General features: G+C 65.8%; 13 protein-coding genes, 1 tRNA gene and 1 pseudogene. 3 read left to right on the plus strand and 12 right to left on the minus strand.

Annotated elements, in window-relative coordinates:
- Window positions 1-563: 563 nt before the first annotated feature.
- The 4 genes from GEV05_06915 to GEV05_06930 all read right to left on the minus strand — a co-directional run bounded on the left by GEV05_06915 (window position 564) and on the right by GEV05_06930 (window position 3,560).
- The gene (locus tag GEV05_06915; GenBank protein ID MPZ43117.1) at window positions 564-947 is read right to left on the minus strand and encodes a hypothetical protein; all 384 of its coding nucleotides are present in this window, start codon (window positions 945-947) and stop codon (window positions 564-566) included.
- Between the two features lie 148 nt (window positions 948-1,095).
- Window positions 1,096-2,331 carry a tyrosine-type recombinase/integrase gene (locus GEV05_06920; GenBank protein MPZ43118.1) on the minus strand — a complete coding sequence of 412 codons (1,236 nt, stop codon included), beginning with the start codon at window positions 2,329-2,331 and terminating at the stop codon, window positions 1,096-1,098.
- Window positions 2,332-2,524: 193 nt separating this feature from the next.
- Window positions 2,525-2,612, minus strand: a tRNA-Leu gene (locus GEV05_06925).
- 132 nt (window positions 2,613-2,744) lie between these two features.
- Window positions 2,745-3,560, minus strand: coding sequence for a hypothetical protein (locus GEV05_06930; GenBank protein MPZ43119.1), 816 nt, complete (start codon window positions 3,558-3,560; stop codon window positions 2,745-2,747).
- A 578-nt stretch (window positions 3,561-4,138) separates the two neighbouring features.
- On the opposite strand from GEV05_06930, the gene GEV05_06935 reads away from it, so the two are divergent.
- From GEV05_06935 to GEV05_06945, 3 genes are read left to right on the plus strand one after another with little or no spacing between them, the layout of a single operon-like run.
- The gene (locus GEV05_06935; GenBank protein MPZ43120.1) at window positions 4,139-4,762 is read left to right on the plus strand and encodes a Rieske 2Fe-2S domain-containing protein; all 624 of its coding nucleotides are present in this window, start codon (window positions 4,139-4,141) and stop codon (window positions 4,760-4,762) included.
- A gap of 17 nt (window positions 4,763-4,779) precedes the next feature.
- Window positions 4,780-5,802 (plus strand): heme A synthase, encoded by a 1,023-nt coding sequence (locus GEV05_06940; protein MPZ43121.1) that lies wholly within the window; start codon window positions 4,780-4,782, stop codon window positions 5,800-5,802.
- 16 nt (window positions 5,803-5,818) lie between these two features.
- On the plus strand, window positions 5,819-6,871 hold the full coding sequence (locus tag GEV05_06945; protein ID MPZ43122.1) for an AI-2E family transporter: 1,053 nt from the start codon (window positions 5,819-5,821) through the stop codon (window positions 6,869-6,871).
- 117 nt (window positions 6,872-6,988) lie between these two features.
- On the opposite strand, the gene GEV05_06950 is transcribed toward GEV05_06945, so the two are convergent.
- The 8 genes and pseudogenes from GEV05_06950 to GEV05_06985 all read right to left on the minus strand — a co-directional run bounded on the left by GEV05_06950 (window position 6,989) and on the right by GEV05_06985 (window position 17,496).
- The gene (locus tag GEV05_06950; GenBank protein MPZ43123.1) at window positions 6,989-7,678 is read right to left on the minus strand and encodes a hypothetical protein; all 690 of its coding nucleotides are present in this window, start codon (window positions 7,676-7,678) and stop codon (window positions 6,989-6,991) included.
- Entirely contained in the window at window positions 7,675-8,706 is a 1,032-nt protein-coding gene (locus tag GEV05_06955; GenBank protein MPZ43124.1) for an MCE family protein, read from the minus strand. The genes GEV05_06950 and GEV05_06955 overlap by 4 nt, the downstream gene beginning before the upstream one ends.
- Before the next feature lie 109 nt (window positions 8,707-8,815).
- Window positions 8,816-9,598, minus strand: a complete 783-nt coding sequence (locus GEV05_06960; protein ID MPZ43125.1) for an ATP-binding cassette domain-containing protein — start codon at window positions 9,596-9,598, stop codon at window positions 8,816-8,818.
- 3 nt (window positions 9,599-9,601) lie between these two features.
- Window positions 9,602-10,774 (minus strand): ABC transporter permease, encoded by a 1,173-nt coding sequence (locus tag GEV05_06965; GenBank protein MPZ43126.1) that lies wholly within the window; start codon window positions 10,772-10,774, stop codon window positions 9,602-9,604.
- A complete protein-coding gene (locus GEV05_06970; protein MPZ43127.1) occupies window positions 10,720-12,888 on the minus strand; it encodes a hypothetical protein in 2,169 nt (722 codons plus the stop codon). Before GEV05_06970 ends, GEV05_06965 begins: the two co-directional genes overlap by 55 nt.
- Window positions 12,885-13,475 (minus strand): HdeD family acid-resistance protein, encoded by a 591-nt coding sequence (locus GEV05_06975; GenBank protein ID MPZ43128.1) that lies wholly within the window; start codon window positions 13,473-13,475, stop codon window positions 12,885-12,887. Before GEV05_06975 ends, GEV05_06970 begins: the two co-directional genes overlap by 4 nt.
- Entirely contained in the window at window positions 13,394-14,953 is a 1,560-nt protein-coding gene (locus GEV05_06980) for an efflux transporter outer membrane subunit (protein MPZ43129.1), read from the minus strand. The genes GEV05_06975 and GEV05_06980 overlap by 82 nt, the downstream gene beginning before the upstream one ends.
- Window positions 14,950-17,496: pseudogene (locus tag GEV05_06985) on the minus strand (hydrophobe/amphiphile efflux-1 family RND transporter). The gene GEV05_06980 and the pseudogene GEV05_06985 overlap by 4 nt, the downstream one beginning before the upstream one ends.
- Window position 17,497: the final 1 nt, after the last annotated feature.

The following is a 17,497-nucleotide window of genomic DNA, read 5'->3' on the forward strand; positions in this document are numbered from 1 at the left end:
GAGCAAGGCGCTGGCACAGATCCGCCCGTGCCATCCGAATTCATGGCGAATAGTGTCTTCGAATCGTGATGGATGTCGGTGTTGGTGCTGGTGTTGGCGTTGGCGACTTGCGCACCGTCGCTCGGGAGCGCACCGTCGCTTGGCGTGTCGTCGGCTCGTGCGCACGCCCATTGATCAGCCCACGGGCGGTAAGTGCATCGCTTATGGCATCCTGCGAGCAGCCGGCGCGGCAGTGCCAGAGCAGCCGGCCATCGTCGCCTGTGTGCAGTGCCAGACTCGGGTGCGCATCGTCATGGCAGGGGCATATCGCCACAAACCCGGCACCATCGCGCCGTGCACCGCCGAGTGCGTCAGCGATCTGTTCGGGCGACATGCTAAGCGGCTGTCCGCCTCGACCAGGGCGGCGTTTGCGGTCGCGTCGCCCTGGCGCCGGCCAGGTATTCACTCCGCTCCGGCGTTTCTTCTTCGAGTCGCGTCATGCAGCGGCTCGCTCGCTCAGGCGATTACAGTAAGCGCTGCTCTGATCTCGCCGGCGCTATGCGTGCCGTGCTTCGCTTTCGGGATTAGGCCCTTCTTGACCCAACGTCGATACGTTGGCTCTGCAATGCCGCCGAATAGCGCGCGCACCACACACGGCTGCACGCGGGCATCGTCAGGAAGCGACGGCCACAGGCGCTAAATCGCTCCGGAGGAAGATCGAGGATTCCGACTAGTTCGCCGCTAAGGTGGGCCTGTTCCATTGCCTTGCAAAGTTTAGAAGTCGCTGCAGGATCGTTTGGATAAAAGAGACGCACGATATCGTCGCACGACCAAGCGGGCACGATTCCTTGTTTGATGCAGTCTTCGATGTGTTCCACCATGCGTTGCCGCATCCGCGCGTCGTAGTATGGCGCGAGAATTCGGATACACTCGCGAAGCGCATTCGCCCCTTCGTCCGACAGGCTCATAGCACGCCTTCCAGTGCTTTCCTTCAAGCGAGGAAGTCGCGCCAAGCCGGTGAAGGTGCCGGCGTTTCGGTGATCAGCCTAGGCGCGACAATTCAATCTTACCTTCGCCATTCCAGCCATCGAGTTTTGAGAGTTGCCGGCGCGGGTCTTACCCTGCTGCCTTGCGGATCGGGAGAACTTTGCGCCCGCGCGCCGCTGCGTCCAGATAGTCGGCCCATGATTGCATCATCTGGATGCGCTCGGGCAGGTATTGCGCATGGTTGTACGCGGCGCGGACTTTGTTCCCTTCGACGTGCGCGAGCTGCCGCTCGATAACGTCCGGCTTGAAGCCGATCTCATTGAGGATCGTGCTGGCCGTCGACCGGAAGCCGTGCACCGTGGCGCGGCCGTGGTAGCCCATGCGATAGAGCGCATAGAGCAGCGTATTCTCGCTCATGACCTTGCCGCCGCCGGTCGTCGCAGGAAACAGCAGGTCATCGTGCCACGAGTGCTTCTTGATCTCGGCCAGGACCTCCAGCGCCTGGCGCGACAGCGGGACGATGTGCCCCTGCCTGCCGCCCTTCATCCTGGCAGCAGGAACACGCCATTCGGCCCGGTCCATATCGAACTCATCCCACCGGGCGCCGCGGAGCTCGCCGGAGCGCACGAACGTGAGCAGCACCAGGCGCAGCGCAAGTATGGTCAGCGGATGCCCGTCGTAGCCCTCCAGACGCTCCAGGAACGCCGGCAGCTCGTCGCGCTTGATCCACTTGCGGTGCTGAACCTCGGGCGCCTCTATCGCCTCAGGATCGATCTGCGCGGCCGGGTTGTACGTCGCCTTGTGGGTGGCGATCGCGTAGCGAAACACCGACGAGCAGCGTTGCTTGATGCGGCCCGCTACATCGTAGGCGCCACGGGCAATCACCCGATCGAGCAGGCGCAGAATCTCCGGGGTAGTGATTTCGGCAATCGGCCGCCGGCCGATGTACGGAAACACGTCGCGCGTCAGCGAATCCAGCACACGGTCGCCGTGGTCCGAAGACCATTTCCGCCGCCGCTTGGCGTCCGATACCTTGCGCTTGCACCAAGCACGAGCCACCGCCTCGAACGAGTTCGCCGCGCGCTCGATCTGCTCGCGCTTCGTCTCGTGCTTCGTTACGACCGGGTCTTTGCCTTCGGCGATCAGGCTGCGCGCCTCGTCGCGTGCCGCGCGCGCCTGCTTCAGCTTGACGGCCGGGTAGACCCCGAGCGCAAGCACCCGCTCTTTGCCATGCAGCCGGAACTTCAGGCGCCAGTATTTCGAGCCGTTGGAATGGACGAGAAGAAAGAGGCCGTCACCGTCGAACAGCTTGCGCTGCCTGTCGCCGGCCTTCTCCGCTTTGATGCGAGCATCGGACAGTGCCATGGGGGTATCTCCCTGCGGGCCTAAAACCCGTCTGTACCCCGCGAATGTACCCCCCATTAGATTGGGTCGTCAAATCCAGCCATCACCTGACCATTCGGCGCTAGCCGGGCAGTGTTTCATAGGGCAATTCGTCGATATAGGCTTCATGGCCCGTCTGATATGGCGGCAAATGACGGCGATTGAATTTCGGTACTGGTGCCCGAGGCCGGATTCGAACCGGCACGCCGTATTAGGGCGAGGGATTTTAAGTCCCTTGTGTCTACCGATTCCACCACCCGGGCGAAGGACTAGGCTCCGACAGATCGGCCTATCCTATTGTAAACGGCCCGAGTCGGTGCAGGCGTCTCGAAGCTCACTCTGGATTCCCGCCTGCGCGGGAATGACGAACTACTCCGAATTTACGATTCACCGCACTAGAAGCGGGTCGTGAGCCCCACGACGGCAGCCCAATCCGCCGTCAGTTGCACGCCGTTCACGTGCTGATATACGGGCAATTGCACGAACCCGTAGAGCTGGGTGCGTTTCGAAAGCGAGTAGCTGATGCCCGGACTGACGTGGACGAAGCGGCCACCCGTGTCCTCGGGCTCGGCTTGCGCGCCGCGGTCCCGGCGTCGGACCTGGATATTGGCCTGCAGCATGAGGCCGACGTTCTCGGATGCTTCGTACCGATAGCCCACGTCCAGGGTGTAGCGCTTGCCCGGGCGGTAGTCCTGGCGACTATCGAGAGGGGTCTGAACAAGCACCTGCGCGAACCACGACGAGTCGAAGCCGGGAATGACCTGGCTGAAAAAACCGCCGATCAGCGCATCGGTCGTGCCGCTGCCTGGCTGCAAGGAGCGTTCCGCGAGGGCTCCCTCGTCGTTGCGAACATCGTGCTTGCCCGTGGGAAGCTTCAGACCGAAATTGATGCCGAAGAAACTCAACCGTCCCGTCGCCGGATTGCTCGCGGCAGTTTGAAACCGCCCGAGAACACGGATGTCCCCCAACCGCGTGAAGTCCCAGCTTTCGGCAATCGGCGTGCCGCGGTGGTTATGGATGTGGCGGTGGCTCGGGTGCACGACGGGAACGACGGCGCTCACGCCCCAGTTGCGATCGAACGTGTAATCGAGCGTCGAGACGAGGTTGCGATTGATGCTGCGCACCTCGTCGTGATGCTTGGAAATCTCGCCGACACCCACCTTCCTGGAGCCGGCGCGAGGCTGGTCCTGGTCCACGAACTCATAGCGCATATCGAGCCGCAGGCCAGGCTCGGCCACGAGCCCGTACAGGTTCCAGTTGGTATTCACCATGCAGTAGGCCAGGCCGCAGGTCGCATTCGCATCTGCCATGGCCATGATCGACATGGCCGATACGAGCAATATCCTTCTCGATGCACTTTGGGCCATGAACGACGACATTCTTCCAGCCGGGCGTGGCAGGCGCGGGGGCGAGCAGCGGCATTCCTCGTGGCGCATGGGCGCGAATTCCTTTGTCTACCCATGCCGTCATTGAGGCGAAGGGATATATGTGTGTCGGCGAGCTACGCCGATGCAGCATCCGTGATCGGTGCGCGCGCTATTGTAATCGTGCCGCGTCGCGACACCATTGGACGCAGCGTCGATGGCATCCGACAATAGCAGCCTTTCGCTTCAAACTCCCTTCGGGAGAGGAGTTGGGGTTGAGGGAAGTCGTGAGCACGACGCGTAATTTTCCCTCACCCTCGATCCATCTCCCGAAGGGAGAGGGAAGACAAGCACACCCCCTGGACAACATACAAGGGGTGGCGTGAGGGATCGAAGGCTCCCGCGCCGGTTCAGGAACAGATCGAATGAGCGACGCACTCGACTACCTGCTCAAGGTTCGGCCCGAGGCCATGGGCCATTACTTCCGTTTCATGCGCGAAGCGGGGCGCCATCTCGACCCGAAGACGCGGGCGCTCATCTCGGTCATCACCAAGGTTCATGCGCAAACCGAAGCCGGGTTCCGGCAATACCTGCGTCGGGCGCTCAAGGAAGGCGCGCAACCGATCGAAGTGCTGGATGCGCTGCTGATGGCGTTTCCGGCCCTCGGGCTCACCCGGATCGTCTGGGCGGTCGACGTGTTGCTCGCGATGGACCTTCCCGAATTCCGGGCCGATGCGCTTCTGGGTGAAACCGGCTGGCATCGAGTCTGCGCACTGGATGATTTCGAGGTCGGCGAGACGGCCCGCATCGAGGTCGATGGCAAGCCGCTGCTCGTCCATCGCACCGAGGACGGGATACGAATATACGATGCACATTGTCCGCACCAGGCCACCCTGCTGTCCGCGGACGCGGTGAAAGGAACTCGGCTCGTATGCCCGAAGCACGGCTGGGAGTTCGATGTGCTCGATGGCCGATCGATCAAGGGCAACGCGCCGCTGCGCGAATTCCCGAACCGCATCGATGAACGCGCCGTGCTCGCGTACTGGTGAGCATGGCGCGAGCGCGCATGGACGACCGGACACGCCGGCAGGTCGCAACCTGGCTGTTTGCGTTATGCGCGCTGCTGTTCGTCATGATCGTGGTCGGCGGCATCACGCGTCTCACCCGATCGGGACTTTCGATCGTCGAGTGGCAGCCGATCGTGGGCACCCTGCCGCCGCTGAGCGAGGCGCAGTGGCTCGATCTGTTCGACAAGTACAAGCTCACGCCGGAATACAAGCAGGTCAATCTCGGCATGAGCCTCGCGCAGTTCAAGAGCATCTTCTGGTGGGAATACATTCATCGGCTGCTGGGCCGGCTGATCGGTTTGGGATTTCTCCTGCCCTATCTCGGGTTCCTGCTGCGCAAGCGTCTCGACCGCTATTACGCCTGGCGGCTCGGATTCGTTTTCCTGCTGGGCGCGGCGCAGGGCGCGATGGGCTGGTACATGGTGATGAGCGGCCTGGTGGACGATCCGCGCGTGAGCCACTTCCGGCTCACCGCGCACCTGGGACTTGCCTTCGCCATCTTTGCCGCGATGTTCTGGATCGCGCTCGACATGCTCAAGCCGAGCCCAGGACGGGCCGCGCATCGCACCCGGCTCTCCGGCGGCGCTCTCGCACTGGTGGCGCTGGTGTTCCTGATGATCCTGAGCGGCGGCCTCGTAGCCGGCATCCGTGCCGGCTATGCCTACAACACTTTTCCGCTCATGAACGGCCACTTCGTCCCGCCCGAGATCTTCATGCTCGAACCGTGGCACCTGAACTTCTTCAACAACATGGCGACGGTGCAGTTCGATCATCGCCTGATCGCGTGGCTGCTCATGATCGTCGTGCCGCTCATGTGGTGGGCCACGCGGCGCAACCCGGTGCCGCCCGCGGCGCGACTGGCAGCGAGCTGCCTGTTGGCCGCGGCTGCCTTGCAGGTGAGTCTCGGAATCACGACGCTGCTGCTGCGCGTGCCGGTCGTGCTCGGCGCTGCACACCAGGGCGGCGCGGTGCTCGTATTCGCGGCCGCCCTATGGCTCGCGCACGCCCTGCGCCCAACATGAACGGAATGCCGCCGCCATGCCCCAAGACAAGACCTTCGTGTTTCTGGTGATCCTCATCACCGCCGCCTTCATCTGGATCCTGCGGCCGTTTTATGGCGCGATATTCTGGGCGACGATGCTGGCGATCCTGTTCGGCCCGATGTTCCGGCGCCTGACGCTCGGCGGGCGGGCGCGGCGCACGCCGGCGGCGCTGCTCACCACCTTCGTCATCGTGGTGCTGGTGATCCTGCCGGCGGCCATCCTTACCGGCATGCTGGTGCAGGAAGGGCTGGGCGTTTACCAGCGCGTGCAGTCGGGGGAGCTCAATTTCGCGCGCTACCTGCAGCAGATCATCGGAGTGCTGCCGGCGTGGGCGACCGGATGGCTGGAGGAATCGGGGCTGACCGATTTCGCCACGATGCAGGAACGCTTGTCGGCGGGACTGATGAAAGGCGTCCAGTTCTTCGCCACGCAGGCGTTCACGGTCGGAACCAACACGCTCGAATTCATCGTCGCCTTCTTCATCATGCTTTATCTGCTGTTCTTCCTGCTGCGCGACGGCGACCGGCTCGCCCAGCGCATCCGCTCCGCGGTCCCCTTGGAGCACACGCTGCAGCAAAACCTGGCGACGAAGTTCGCGGCCGTGGTGCGAGCGACCATCAAGGGCAGTCTCGTGGTCGCGGTCGTGCAGGGGGCGCTGGGCGGACTCATCTTCTGGATCCTGGGGATCAACGCGCCGGTGTTCTGGGGCGTGGTGATGGCGTTCCTGTCGCTGCTGCCCGCGGTGGGCACGGCGCTCGTGTGGGTACCGGTCGCGATCTACTTCCTGGTCACGGCTTCGCTCGTGAAAGGGCTCGTGCTGGTCGCTTTCGGCGTATTCGTGATCGGCATGGTGGATAACGTGTTGCGCCCGATCCTGGTGGGCAAGGATACGAAAATGCCCGACTACATCGTGCTCATCTCGACTCTGGGCGGCATGGCGATGTTCGGCATCAACGGCTTCGTCATCGGGCCGCTGATCGCCGCCATGTTCATCGCGGTATGGGATACCGTGGCGCAGGCGAATGCTGCTCGACACACCGAGCTTTGAGGCACGCGCTTTCCTCCCCTCCCCTCACCCTCGATCCCTCTCCCGAAGGGAGAGGGAAGACAACCATAGCCCTTGGGGCAAACATACAAGGGGTATGAAGCGGTCTTTGCTGCGGCGCTACGGCGGGGTATTGCTGCGAGAGCGTAGCGTCGCCGCCTCGCGCGCGAGCGCGCTGGCGAATTCGCCCAATGCCTGCGCGGTAGCTGCGGCCACCGCGGATGGCTGCGCCGAGGCGAGCGGTACGTCGAGCTGCGTGCGACCCGAGTGATTGGCACGCTCGCCTCCGGCGGCGACGAAGCTCCAGCGCGCATCGAGTGCAAGACGGCCGTCGAGCGGGTCCAGCGTGAGAAGCTCGATCGTCAGGTCGGCATCGGGGATGCGGCCGTCGCCTTCGATCAACACGCGCCCGGGGCCGAGCCGTTGCGACAACGCGTCGCGCAGCACGCGCCCCGCGGCATCCGACAGCCGCTCGGCCCATTCGGCATCGGCCGCCACGATCAACGTCTCGCCTTGGCGGCCGGTCACGACCGGGAAGCCATCCAGATAGCCGGGTACGCTCACGTGCCGCAGCAGGATCGTCGGCTCCGCGGCTGAATCCGCTGCGGCGCTCGGCGCGGCGGGCGGCGGCGCCGGCAGCGCTACCAGCGTGGGCGGCGCGGACGCGCATGCAGCGAGCATGAGCAAACCCGATGTTACCAATGCCGCGCGAACAGTCGTCATCATCGTTCCCGAATGAGAATGCTCGGATCTCGAAGCAAGCATCATTAAACCCAATGTCACGAATGCGCCGTGCACGGTCGTCATCATCGTCCCCGAATGAGAATGCTCGGATCGCGATCGGCGCGCTCGGCCAGGCTGCGCAGTCGCGCCGCCGCGGCGGCCAGATCGTCCACGGCGCGCTGGATCTGGATCATCGTGCGTCCGTGCGGGTCGAGCACCCGGCTCGCCCCTTCCAGCGCCTGCTGCGTTGTTTCGAGCGCCGGAGGCAGCGCAGCGAGTGCGGCATCGGCACCGGCGATGGTCTTGTCCACCTGCTGCAGCGTCGATCGGGCCGAGGCGGCCGTGCTGGCCGCTTCGCGCTCCAGCGTCGCGGCAAGGGCCTGCACCGATTGCAGCGTCTTGTCGAGCGAGCCGGCGCTGGTCGTCATCGTTGCGCGCACGGTGTCCGAAAGGCCCGCGACTTCGGTGTCGACCGTCTTCAGGGTCTGGCGCAGCTGGGCAACGAGCAGCGGCAACTCCTGCATCGTCTGCGCGGTCTCGGGCGAGCCGAGGATGCGATTGAGTGCGCCAAGCGTGCCCTGCAGTGCTTCCACTGCCGCGGGCAAGTCGATGTTGCGTGCCTTGCGGGCGAGCTCCTCGAGATCCGTGGGCACGGTCGGAATCTCCGTCGGCCAGGTGGTCTCGGCCTTCCGCGACTCGGCTTTGGGGCGAAAATCGAGATCCACGGTCAGGAGCCCGGTCACGAAATTCTGCTTCACCAGTTGCGCGGCGAGGCCGCGCTCAACCAGCGTGGGCACCAAGGTCTCGTCCATCGGCAGCTCGCCGCCGTAGAACTGCACCGAGTCGGGCACCAGGTCCATGTCTACCTGCACGATGGTGCGGAAGACTTTCGGCTCGATGCGGATGCCGATCGCTTTCACCTGGCCGACCTCGACGCCCCGGTAAGTCACCGCGGCGCCGACCTGCAAGCCCGCAACCGAACCGCTGAAGAAACTGACTGCGCGCAGCCGATCGGCAAAGAACGCGCCGCGGCCGAACAACAAGATCGCAGCCACGATCAGGGCGAGCGCGCCGAGCACGAACAGGCCGATCGTGGTCGGTGCGCGCCGGCTCATGCTGCCGCCTCCGAACGCACATCGCACGTCAACGGCCAAGCCGTCGGCGGCCGGCGTCGATTCGCTTTGCGGTCGATCCCCACTGCGTGGGGCCCCTCGCCCGGTAAGCTCACGTCGCCGCCTCCACTTCGGGTCTCGATTCGACGCCTCTGCGCGCGAGGAATTCGCGCACCTTCGTGCTCTGCGCGGCGCGTGCCAGCTCGGCCGGCGGGCCGAGCGCGATGGGGCGATGCGTTTCGCCGTCGAGGAACAGCATGCGGTCCGCCACGCTGAACAGACTTTCCAGCTCATGCGTCACCAGCACGACGGTGATACCGAGGCCCGCGCGCAGGCTCGAGATGAGCTCGTCCAGGCGACGCGAAGAGAGCGGATCGAGCCCGGCCGAGGGCTCATCCAGGAACAGCACGGATGGATCGAGAGCGAGCGCGCGCGCCAGCGCCGCACGCTTGCGCATCCCTCCGCTCAGGCTCGCCGGATAACGCGCTTCGGCGCCGGAGAGCCCCACCAGCGCAAGCTTGAATCGCGCCAGCGCGCTGCGGGCGCCCGGTTGCGCATAGCCGTGCAGCTCCATCGGCAGCATGACATTGTCGAGCACGCTCATGGACGTCCAGAGCGCGCCGCCCTGGAACAGGACGCCGAAATCCGGCGCACCGTCGCGCGGCATGCCGTCGGGGCGTGCCTCGATCAGGATGCGCCCGGACTGTGGCTGCAGCAGCCCGATCATGGCCTTCATCAGGGTGCTCTTGCCCGAGCCGCTGTCGCCCACGATGGCGAAGATCTCGCCCGCGCCGATGTCGGCGTCGATGCCCGATTGCACCGGGTGTCCGTCGTAGCCGACCGTAACGTCCTCGATACGGATCCGGGGCGGTATGTCGCTATATGACGTGTTCATGGCTCATACGTCGAGGGCATTCGCGCACATCGCGAACACCGCGTCGAGAACGATGATGACGACGATCGAGCTCACCACGGCCATCGTGGTGGCCTCGCCGACACCGGCCGCACTGCGCGCGGCCCGCAGCCCGTAATGGCAGCCGATCAGCGCGACCGAGGCACCGAAGATCAGCGCCTTGAGCGCCCCTATCGCAAAATTTGCTCCCGCGATCGCATCGCGCGTCTGCACCATGTAGGCCGTAGCCGAAATGTCCAGCAAGGGGGTCGCCACGAGCATCCCCCCCAGCAGGCTCAGCGTGCAGGCATAGACATAGAGCAGTGGCATCGAGACGCTCAGTGCGACCACCCGCGGCAGCACCAGAAACTCCACCGGCGACACGCCCAACGTGGTGAGCGCGTCGATTTCCTCGTTGCTCTGCATGGTGGCGATGCGTGCGGCGAAGCTTGCGCCCGTCCTCCCGGCCAGCACGACTGCGGTCAGGATCGGCGACAGCTCGCGCACCGCCGCGATGCCGACCAGGTCCGCCACGTAGATCCCCACGCCGAACGCACGCAGCTGCACCGCGCCCACGAAAGCCAGGATGGCGCCCATCAGCAGGTTCACGATCCCGACGATGAAAAGCGCTCGCGTGCTCGACTCCGCGATCACGTCGAGCACTTCTGCGCGGCGCACCTTGGCCCGGCCGGCGACGAATCGCGGCAGCAGCAGGACGACTTCGCCCAGCAGATCGATGAAGCGCTTGACGCCGGCCGCGTGCGCTTGCGCCAGCAATCCTACGCGGGCGGCGAAACCGGGCCGCGGTGCAGTCTGCGCCGGGCGCAGCGACGATGGCCGTCGCGCCAGCGCCAGCAGATCGGCCATGTCGGCGGGCAGACCTTCGATGGCAATGGGATGGCCGGGACGTTCCAGGTGGCTCACGAGTTGCGCGAGGAACGCCGCATCGTGGCTGCGCCAGTGCCACTGCGGGGGCGCCTCGATGCGCACGATCTCGACCTCGCTCCCCGGTTCGATGCCCCATCGCTCCGGGGGCTGTGCGAGCAGCGCCGGATCGATGCCCATCTCCGGGATCCGTACCGTCAGCGCACCGTTGTGTAGATGGAAGGTGGGCGCCACGCGATTCACGTCTGGCGGGCCGTTGCCGGGAGAGCACTGTAGCGCCCGAACAGGCGCCATACCAGCAGTCCCCCGCCGATCAGGACGGCGGTCACGACGGCGAGGCCTGCGAGCGTGTCTAGTCCCGGCGACGCGATCACGGCCTGCACGCGGTCGACGAAGACAACCGTGAGCGCGATCCGCGGGGCGATGCCCAACACCGTGCCGAGCCAGAAATCGCGCCAGCGAATATACGAAGCACCGGCGACGAGATTGGTCTTGGGAAACGAGGCCACCGGCAGCAGGCGAATGAGCGCGACGGCGAGGATTCCTTTGCGGGCGAGCCGGCGCGTAATGCGGTTCAACTTGTAGCCGGCGAGCCGGCGCACGACGTGGCGTCCGAGCCGTTTTCCCAGGGCGTACATGACACCGGCACTCAAAAGCGCGCCGCCGAAGGCGAAAATGCCGCCGAACAGCGGACCGAACACGAGGGCGGTCAGCACTACGAGCACCGTGACCGGGAAACCGAGCAGGTTGCCGACCACGTAAAGACCCATGGTCGCCGCCGCGGCCCAGTGCCATGTGGCGAAGGCGCGCATCGTTTCGACGATCGGCCCGAGCTCGATCCAGTCGCGCAACGGCGTCCAGCGCAACGCCGCGGCGAGCCCGGCGACAACGAGCAGGGTGAACAGGTAGCGGGCGACGCGGCCCGCGATCGATCGGTGCGCTTCAGCAGGCACGAACTCGGCCACGAGCTTGTCCGGGTCGACCGGACGTTCGGGATCGACCAGCGCACTGGCGGGCAGCAGCGCATCGGCGTCGTCCGGGACCACGGGATCGATCGGCTTCAAGGTGCGCTCGGCGCCTTGCAGGGCCTCGATGCCCCGGATGAGGCTGCCGCGATGACGCTCCATTTCCTGCGCGACGGCGCGCGGCGTGGTGTTCAGGTGTTCGGCGAGCAGCCGGTTGCGGAATTCCGCGATCGCTTGCCGGATGCGTGGCTCTCCGCGCGCTTCCAGGGCCAGGTTGCACTCGGTATCGAAGCCCATCGAACGGTTGTTGAAATTGGCCGACCCCACGCTCAGGAACTCGTCGTCAGCGATCAGCACCTTGCTGTGCACGTTGAGCAGATTCGGCCGCTGCAGCCGCGGGATGTGTGGATAGAGCAAGCGGTAGCGACCGTGGGCGTCCGCACGTACCAGGCGTCGATGCAGCAGCGCGCGCAGCACGCCCATCGTTCGCTCCTCCAGCCAGCCCTCCTCGGTGAGCCGCGACACGACCACGACTTCAGGTCCGTTCGTCTCTCGCAGTCGCCGATCGAGTGTCGCCCCCAGCAGGCTGGAGCTGAAGTACTGGTTTTCCAGGTATAGCGTGCGCCGCGCTTGCGCGATGGCGTCGGCATAGAGATGACGGATCTCCTGCACCGGGGTCCCGTTTCCGTACCCGGGGTCCGTGCGCGCAATCGCGACGTCGACATCGAACAGCTCCGCTCGCGTGGTCTCGGGCCACGGGTCGGCTGGCAGCTCGGTGTCGTCGTAGCTTGGATGCCGGCCGGTCGCGCGCACCCAGCGATCGCGGCAAAGATCGCCCAGAGCAGCCGCCACCGGGCCGGAGACGAGCGCCTGCACGTCGTGGTTGGGTCTGCAAAGACGACCTTGCGCATCGCGGCGATAGGGCTGGATCGGGCGGTGTTCGGGTGTGTCCCAGCGCCCGTGCGTCAGATCCAGCCCGCCGACGAAAGCCACCTCGTCGTCCACGACCACCACCTTCTGGTGGTGCGAGCTGCCGACGGGGTGCTTGTCGTCGAGCCGGAATTCCAGGCGTGCACGCGGATGGGTCTTCCAGCCCATCTTGTACAACGGCACCCACTCGCGATCGCGCGCGAAGATCATCGCGAAATCCCATGACAGCACGTACATGTGCAGGTGTCGCCGGCGCTTCACCACTTCTTTCAAAAACTCTCCCAGCTCCTCCGGGTAGCCGTCTCCAGCGCCGTGCGGTACGAGCCGGATCCTGCTGTCGAAATCCCAGCCGAGAATGTGTACGCTGCGCCGGGCTTGCGCGATCGCCGAGCGCAGCGCCGCGAAATACGCGCTCGCATCGATCAGAAAGGCGAGCCGGTGCGCGCGCTCGATGCGCCAGCAGTTGCGCCCCGGTACCAGGAGCCGTCCGCGTGCCTCGCCCACTGGGCTCAGGTTCCGCGCGGATGCGCGCTGGGATCATGAAAGCCGCTGTGCGGATCCGAATGCTTTTGCCAGCGGCGCGCGCGAAACGCCAGCACCAGCAGCAGGATGCCGGTTGCGACCGCATAGAAACTTACGAACAATGCGAGCGCCAGCGCGCCGGCCGGCGGAAACATCAGCACCAGAACGCCGAACACGATCGACACCACGCCGGTGAGGGCCAGCAGCCACTCATGCTCGATCTCCTTGCGCAAACGGATGGCGACGGCGATTTCGAGGACGCCCGTCACCAGCGCATTGGCCGCCATCAGCAGCACCAACGCGAACAAGGTGGCGCCGGGCTGGAACACCGCGATCACGCCGACGACCAGGCTGACGAGGCCGAGCAGCAGCATCAGCCACCAGCCGCCGTTCATGGTGCGATGCTTGAGCGCGCCGGCCACGGTGACCGCCCCGACGAGCAGCGCGAACGCGGCGAACAGCGAAACCAGCACCAGCAACGTGATGCCGGGCCAGATCAAGGCCAGTATGCCGAACAGCAGCGCGATGGCGCCGTGCAGCGCGAGCATCCACCAGGTTCTCGATAGCAGTTGTTCCATAGCGTCTCCTTTGCGGTCACAGTGATGGACGGACAGCTACTGTTGCACCCGCCGTTCCCCAGGCCCCCCCCCGGACGCGACGGCTCGACATCGGCCGCGATGGCAGCCGGGTCCCATCCGCCTCCGAGAGCGCGGTACAGCGTCACGAGCGAAGTCAATTGGGTCTCGCGTGCCTGAACCTGCGCGAGCTCGGCGGTGAAAAGATTGCGCTGCGCATCGAGCACCTCGAGGAAACTCGAATAGCCGTTGCGGTAACGGGTCTCGGCGAGCGCCAGCGTGCGTTCGGTGGACGCGACCTGGGCCGCCTGGGTCGCATGCTGCGCGGCCGCGCCGCGAATCCGGATGAGCGCGTTCTCGACTTCCGCGAACGACGCCTGGACGGTCTTGGCGTACTGCGCGAGCAGCTCCTGCTGCTGCGCGGTGAGCAACTCCACCTGCGCGCGGGTGCGCCCGGCGTTGAAGATGGACTGCGCGGCGGCGGCACCGACCTGCCAGAACAGCGCCCCGCTGCTGAGCAGGTTCGACAGCGACGAGCTCGCCCAGCCGAAGGCGCCGGTGAGCGCTATGGTCGGAAAGTACAATGTCCGGGCAGCGTCGATGCGCGCGTTCGCCGCCAGCAGATTCTGTTCCGCCGTCAGGATGTCCGGGCGCCGGGCAAGCAGCACCGAAGGCAGGCCGACCGGGACGTCGGGGGGAGCGGCGAACGCCATGACCGGGACGCCGCGCGGGATCTCGTGCGGAAAGCGGCCGAGCAGCAATGACAGCGTGCTCTGCTCCACCCCCGTCTGCTGCTCGAGGTTCGTGATGACGGCCGCGGCGTTCTGCAGCGCGACCTCGGCTTGGCGATAGTCGAGCTCCGAGGTGACCCCGCCGCGCCAGCGCCGCTCGGCCAGGCGCAGCGCATCCTCGCGCACGCGCAGGGTGCGCTGCGCGATCTCCAACTGCAGGTCCAGGCTGCGCAAGGTGAAGTAGGAGCGCGCGACGTCGGCGATGAGGGTCAGGCGAACGGTCTCGCGCCCATAGGCAGTGGCGAGGAGATCGGCCCGCGCCGCGTCGGTCGAGCGTTGCAGCCGGCCCCACAGATCGACTTCGTAGGAGATCAGGCCTTCGAGCGCGAAGTCGTTGGCGATCCTCGGCGCACCGGGCAGCGTGACGGACGAGCGGGCGCGAGCGGCGCTCGCCTGCGCGCTGACCGTGGGAAACTGTTCGCTGCGGACCAGTGCGAGGTTGGCGCGCGCCTGGGCTACCCGCGCTGCTGCGATTGCGAGATCCCTGTTGCCGTCCAGGGCCGCGACGACGAGCTCTTGCAACACCGGGTCGCCGAACGTGCTCCACCAGACCGTGAGCGGCGCCGAGCTGGTATCGACCCCATCGAGGTGCCAGGCAGCGGGCATCCCGGCATCGACCGGCGGGTGATCGGTGCGCAGTGCGGCGCAACCGGCGAGCACGAGAACCCCCATGGCGAGCGCTCGCCTCATGGCTTGTTATCGTCCGCGGGCGCGTTGGCGGTCGGCGCGGTATGGGGCGATCCGCGCTGTCTTCCGGCCATCAGCGTGTAGAACAGCGGGACGAACAGGATCGCGAGCGCGGTCGCTGCGAGCATGCCGCCGACCACGCCCGTTCCGATCGAATGCCGGCTGCCCGCACCCGCACCGCTCGCGACTGCCAGCGGCAGCACTTCGGCCGTGGTCGCTTCGATGGCCGAGAGGGCTTCGCCCGAGCTGTAGCCGGGAGCGGCGGAGCCGATCACGCGCGCGGAGGGAAAGCCGTTGAAGCGCTCGACCTGGCCGGCGCCGGTCACGCGTTCGACCTGGATCATGCTGGCGAGCGGAATCATCTCGCCCGCCGAGGAGCGCACGTGGATGCGGCCGATGTCCTCGGGCTGCGAGCGGAACGGCGCCTCGGCCTGCAGCTGCACCCGGTAGGTGCGGCCAAAGGCGTTGAAGTCATTCACGTACAGGGCGCCGAGGATGGTCTGGAGCGAATCGAAGATGTGGTTGAGCGGCACGCCATAGGCTTTTGCCCGCTCGCGGTCGACGTCGACATAGAGCTGCGGTATGTTGGCGCGAAACTGAGTGGACACGCCGCTGAGCTCGGGACGCTGATTGGCTGCGTCGACGAGCTTTTGCGTCGCCTGCGCGATTTCGACACTGTCCGCGCCGCCGAGGCTCTGGATATTGGCCTCGAACCCGCCGGTCGCCCCGAGGCCCGGAATGGGCGGCGGGTTGAAGGCGAGCACGATCGCCTCCTTGATCGCCGCGGTCTGGGCGAAGAACCAGGGGATGAGACTTTGCACGTCGGCGCCCGGCGCGGTGCGCTCGTCCCAGTGCTTGAGCCCGATGAACAGCGTCGCCGTCGCACTGTTGAGGCCGCCGCCCAGGAGATCGAATCCGACCAGTTGCACGACATTCTCGACATGCGGATTGTCCATCGCCATGCGCACGACGCGATCCGACACCTCTTCGGTTCGAGCGAGCGCCGATGCGTCGGGCAGCCGGATGGACGCGAAGAACACGCCCTGGTCCTCGGCCGGAACGAAGCTCGTGGGCACCGCACGGAAAAGGCCCACGGTAAGCGCGATCATCACGCCGAACAGAATCAGGGCGAGCGCAGAGCGCCGGATGAAAAAGGCGACGCCGGCGGTGTAGCGGCCAGTGAGCCAGTCGAAGCCGCGGTTGAAATAGCGGAACAACCCGCGCGGCTCGCGACGTTCGGGCTTGAGCATGACGGCGCACAGCGCCGGGCTCAGCGTCAGCGCCACCAGCCCGGAAATGCCGACCGATATGGCGATGGTGATCGCGAACTGGCGATAGAGAGCACCAGGCCGAGCAAGGTGAGCGTATTGACGGTGAAGCCGAGCGCCAGCATGCCTGCGAACGTGCCGATGAGCGAGACCGGAACGGCCAGCATCGGGATCAGCGTGGCGCGCCAGTTCTGCAGGAACACGTACACCACCACCAGCAGCACCAGCAGCATCGCCTCGATCAACGTTTTCACGACCTCCTTGATCGAGGCGTCGATGAAGATGGTGGTATCGAACGGGACCGTATACACCATGCCTTCGGGAAAGCGCTGTGCGAGCTCGTCCATGCGCGCGCGCACCACCCGGGATACGTCCAGCGCGTTCGCGCCCGACTGCAGGTACACCCCCATGTTGACGGCGGTTTGTCCATTTCACCTTGCCGATGAAGTCGTAGCCCTGCGCGCCCAGCTCGACGCGCGCCACGTCCTTCAGGCGCAGCAGCGATCCGTCCGGGTTCGCACGCAGCACGATGTTCTCGAACTCGCTCGTTTCCAGCAGCCTGCCCTTGGTGGTGACGGTGTAGGTGAACGGTACCTTGCCGCCGTTGGGCGGCGCGCCGATCTGTCCGGCCGCGAACTGCGAGTTCTGCTCGCCGATCGCTTGAGCGATATCGGAGGTCGTCAGCGCGTATTGGCGCATCAGGTCGGGCTGGACCCAGATGCGCATGGCGTAGTTCTGGGTGCCGAAGAGAGAGGCATCGCCCACGCCGGGAATGCGTTTGAGCTCGTCGATGACGTTGAGCTGGGCGTAGTTGGTGAGCTCGACCGCGTTGTGGCGTCCGTCGGGCGACAGCAGCGAGGCGATCAGCACGATGTTGGTCGAGCGTTCGCGAACCACCACGCCGAGGCGGCGGACCTCCTCGGGCAGGCGCGGCTCGGCGAGCCGCACCCGGTTGTTGATGTCGACCGTGGCATCGGCCGGATCGGTGCCGATGTCGAGGGTCACCGTGATGGACGCGGAACCCGTGCCCGAAGTCGCGCTCATGTAGAGCATGCCTTCGGTGCCGTTCACCTGCTCCTCGATCGGCCCGGCCACGACGTCGGACATCACCTCCGCGCTCGCGCCCGGATAGTTGGCGCTGATGGTGACGGTCGGGGGCGAGACCTCGGGAAATTGCGCGACCGGGAGCGTGGTGAGCGACACCAGCCCGACCAGCACGATGACGATCGACAGGACGGTCGAGAAGATCGGCCGGTCGATGAAGAAGCGCGAGAACACG

The organism is Betaproteobacteria bacterium (assembly GCA_009377585.1).
Taxonomy (GTDB): Bacteria; Pseudomonadota; Gammaproteobacteria; order Burkholderiales; family WYBJ01; genus WYBJ01.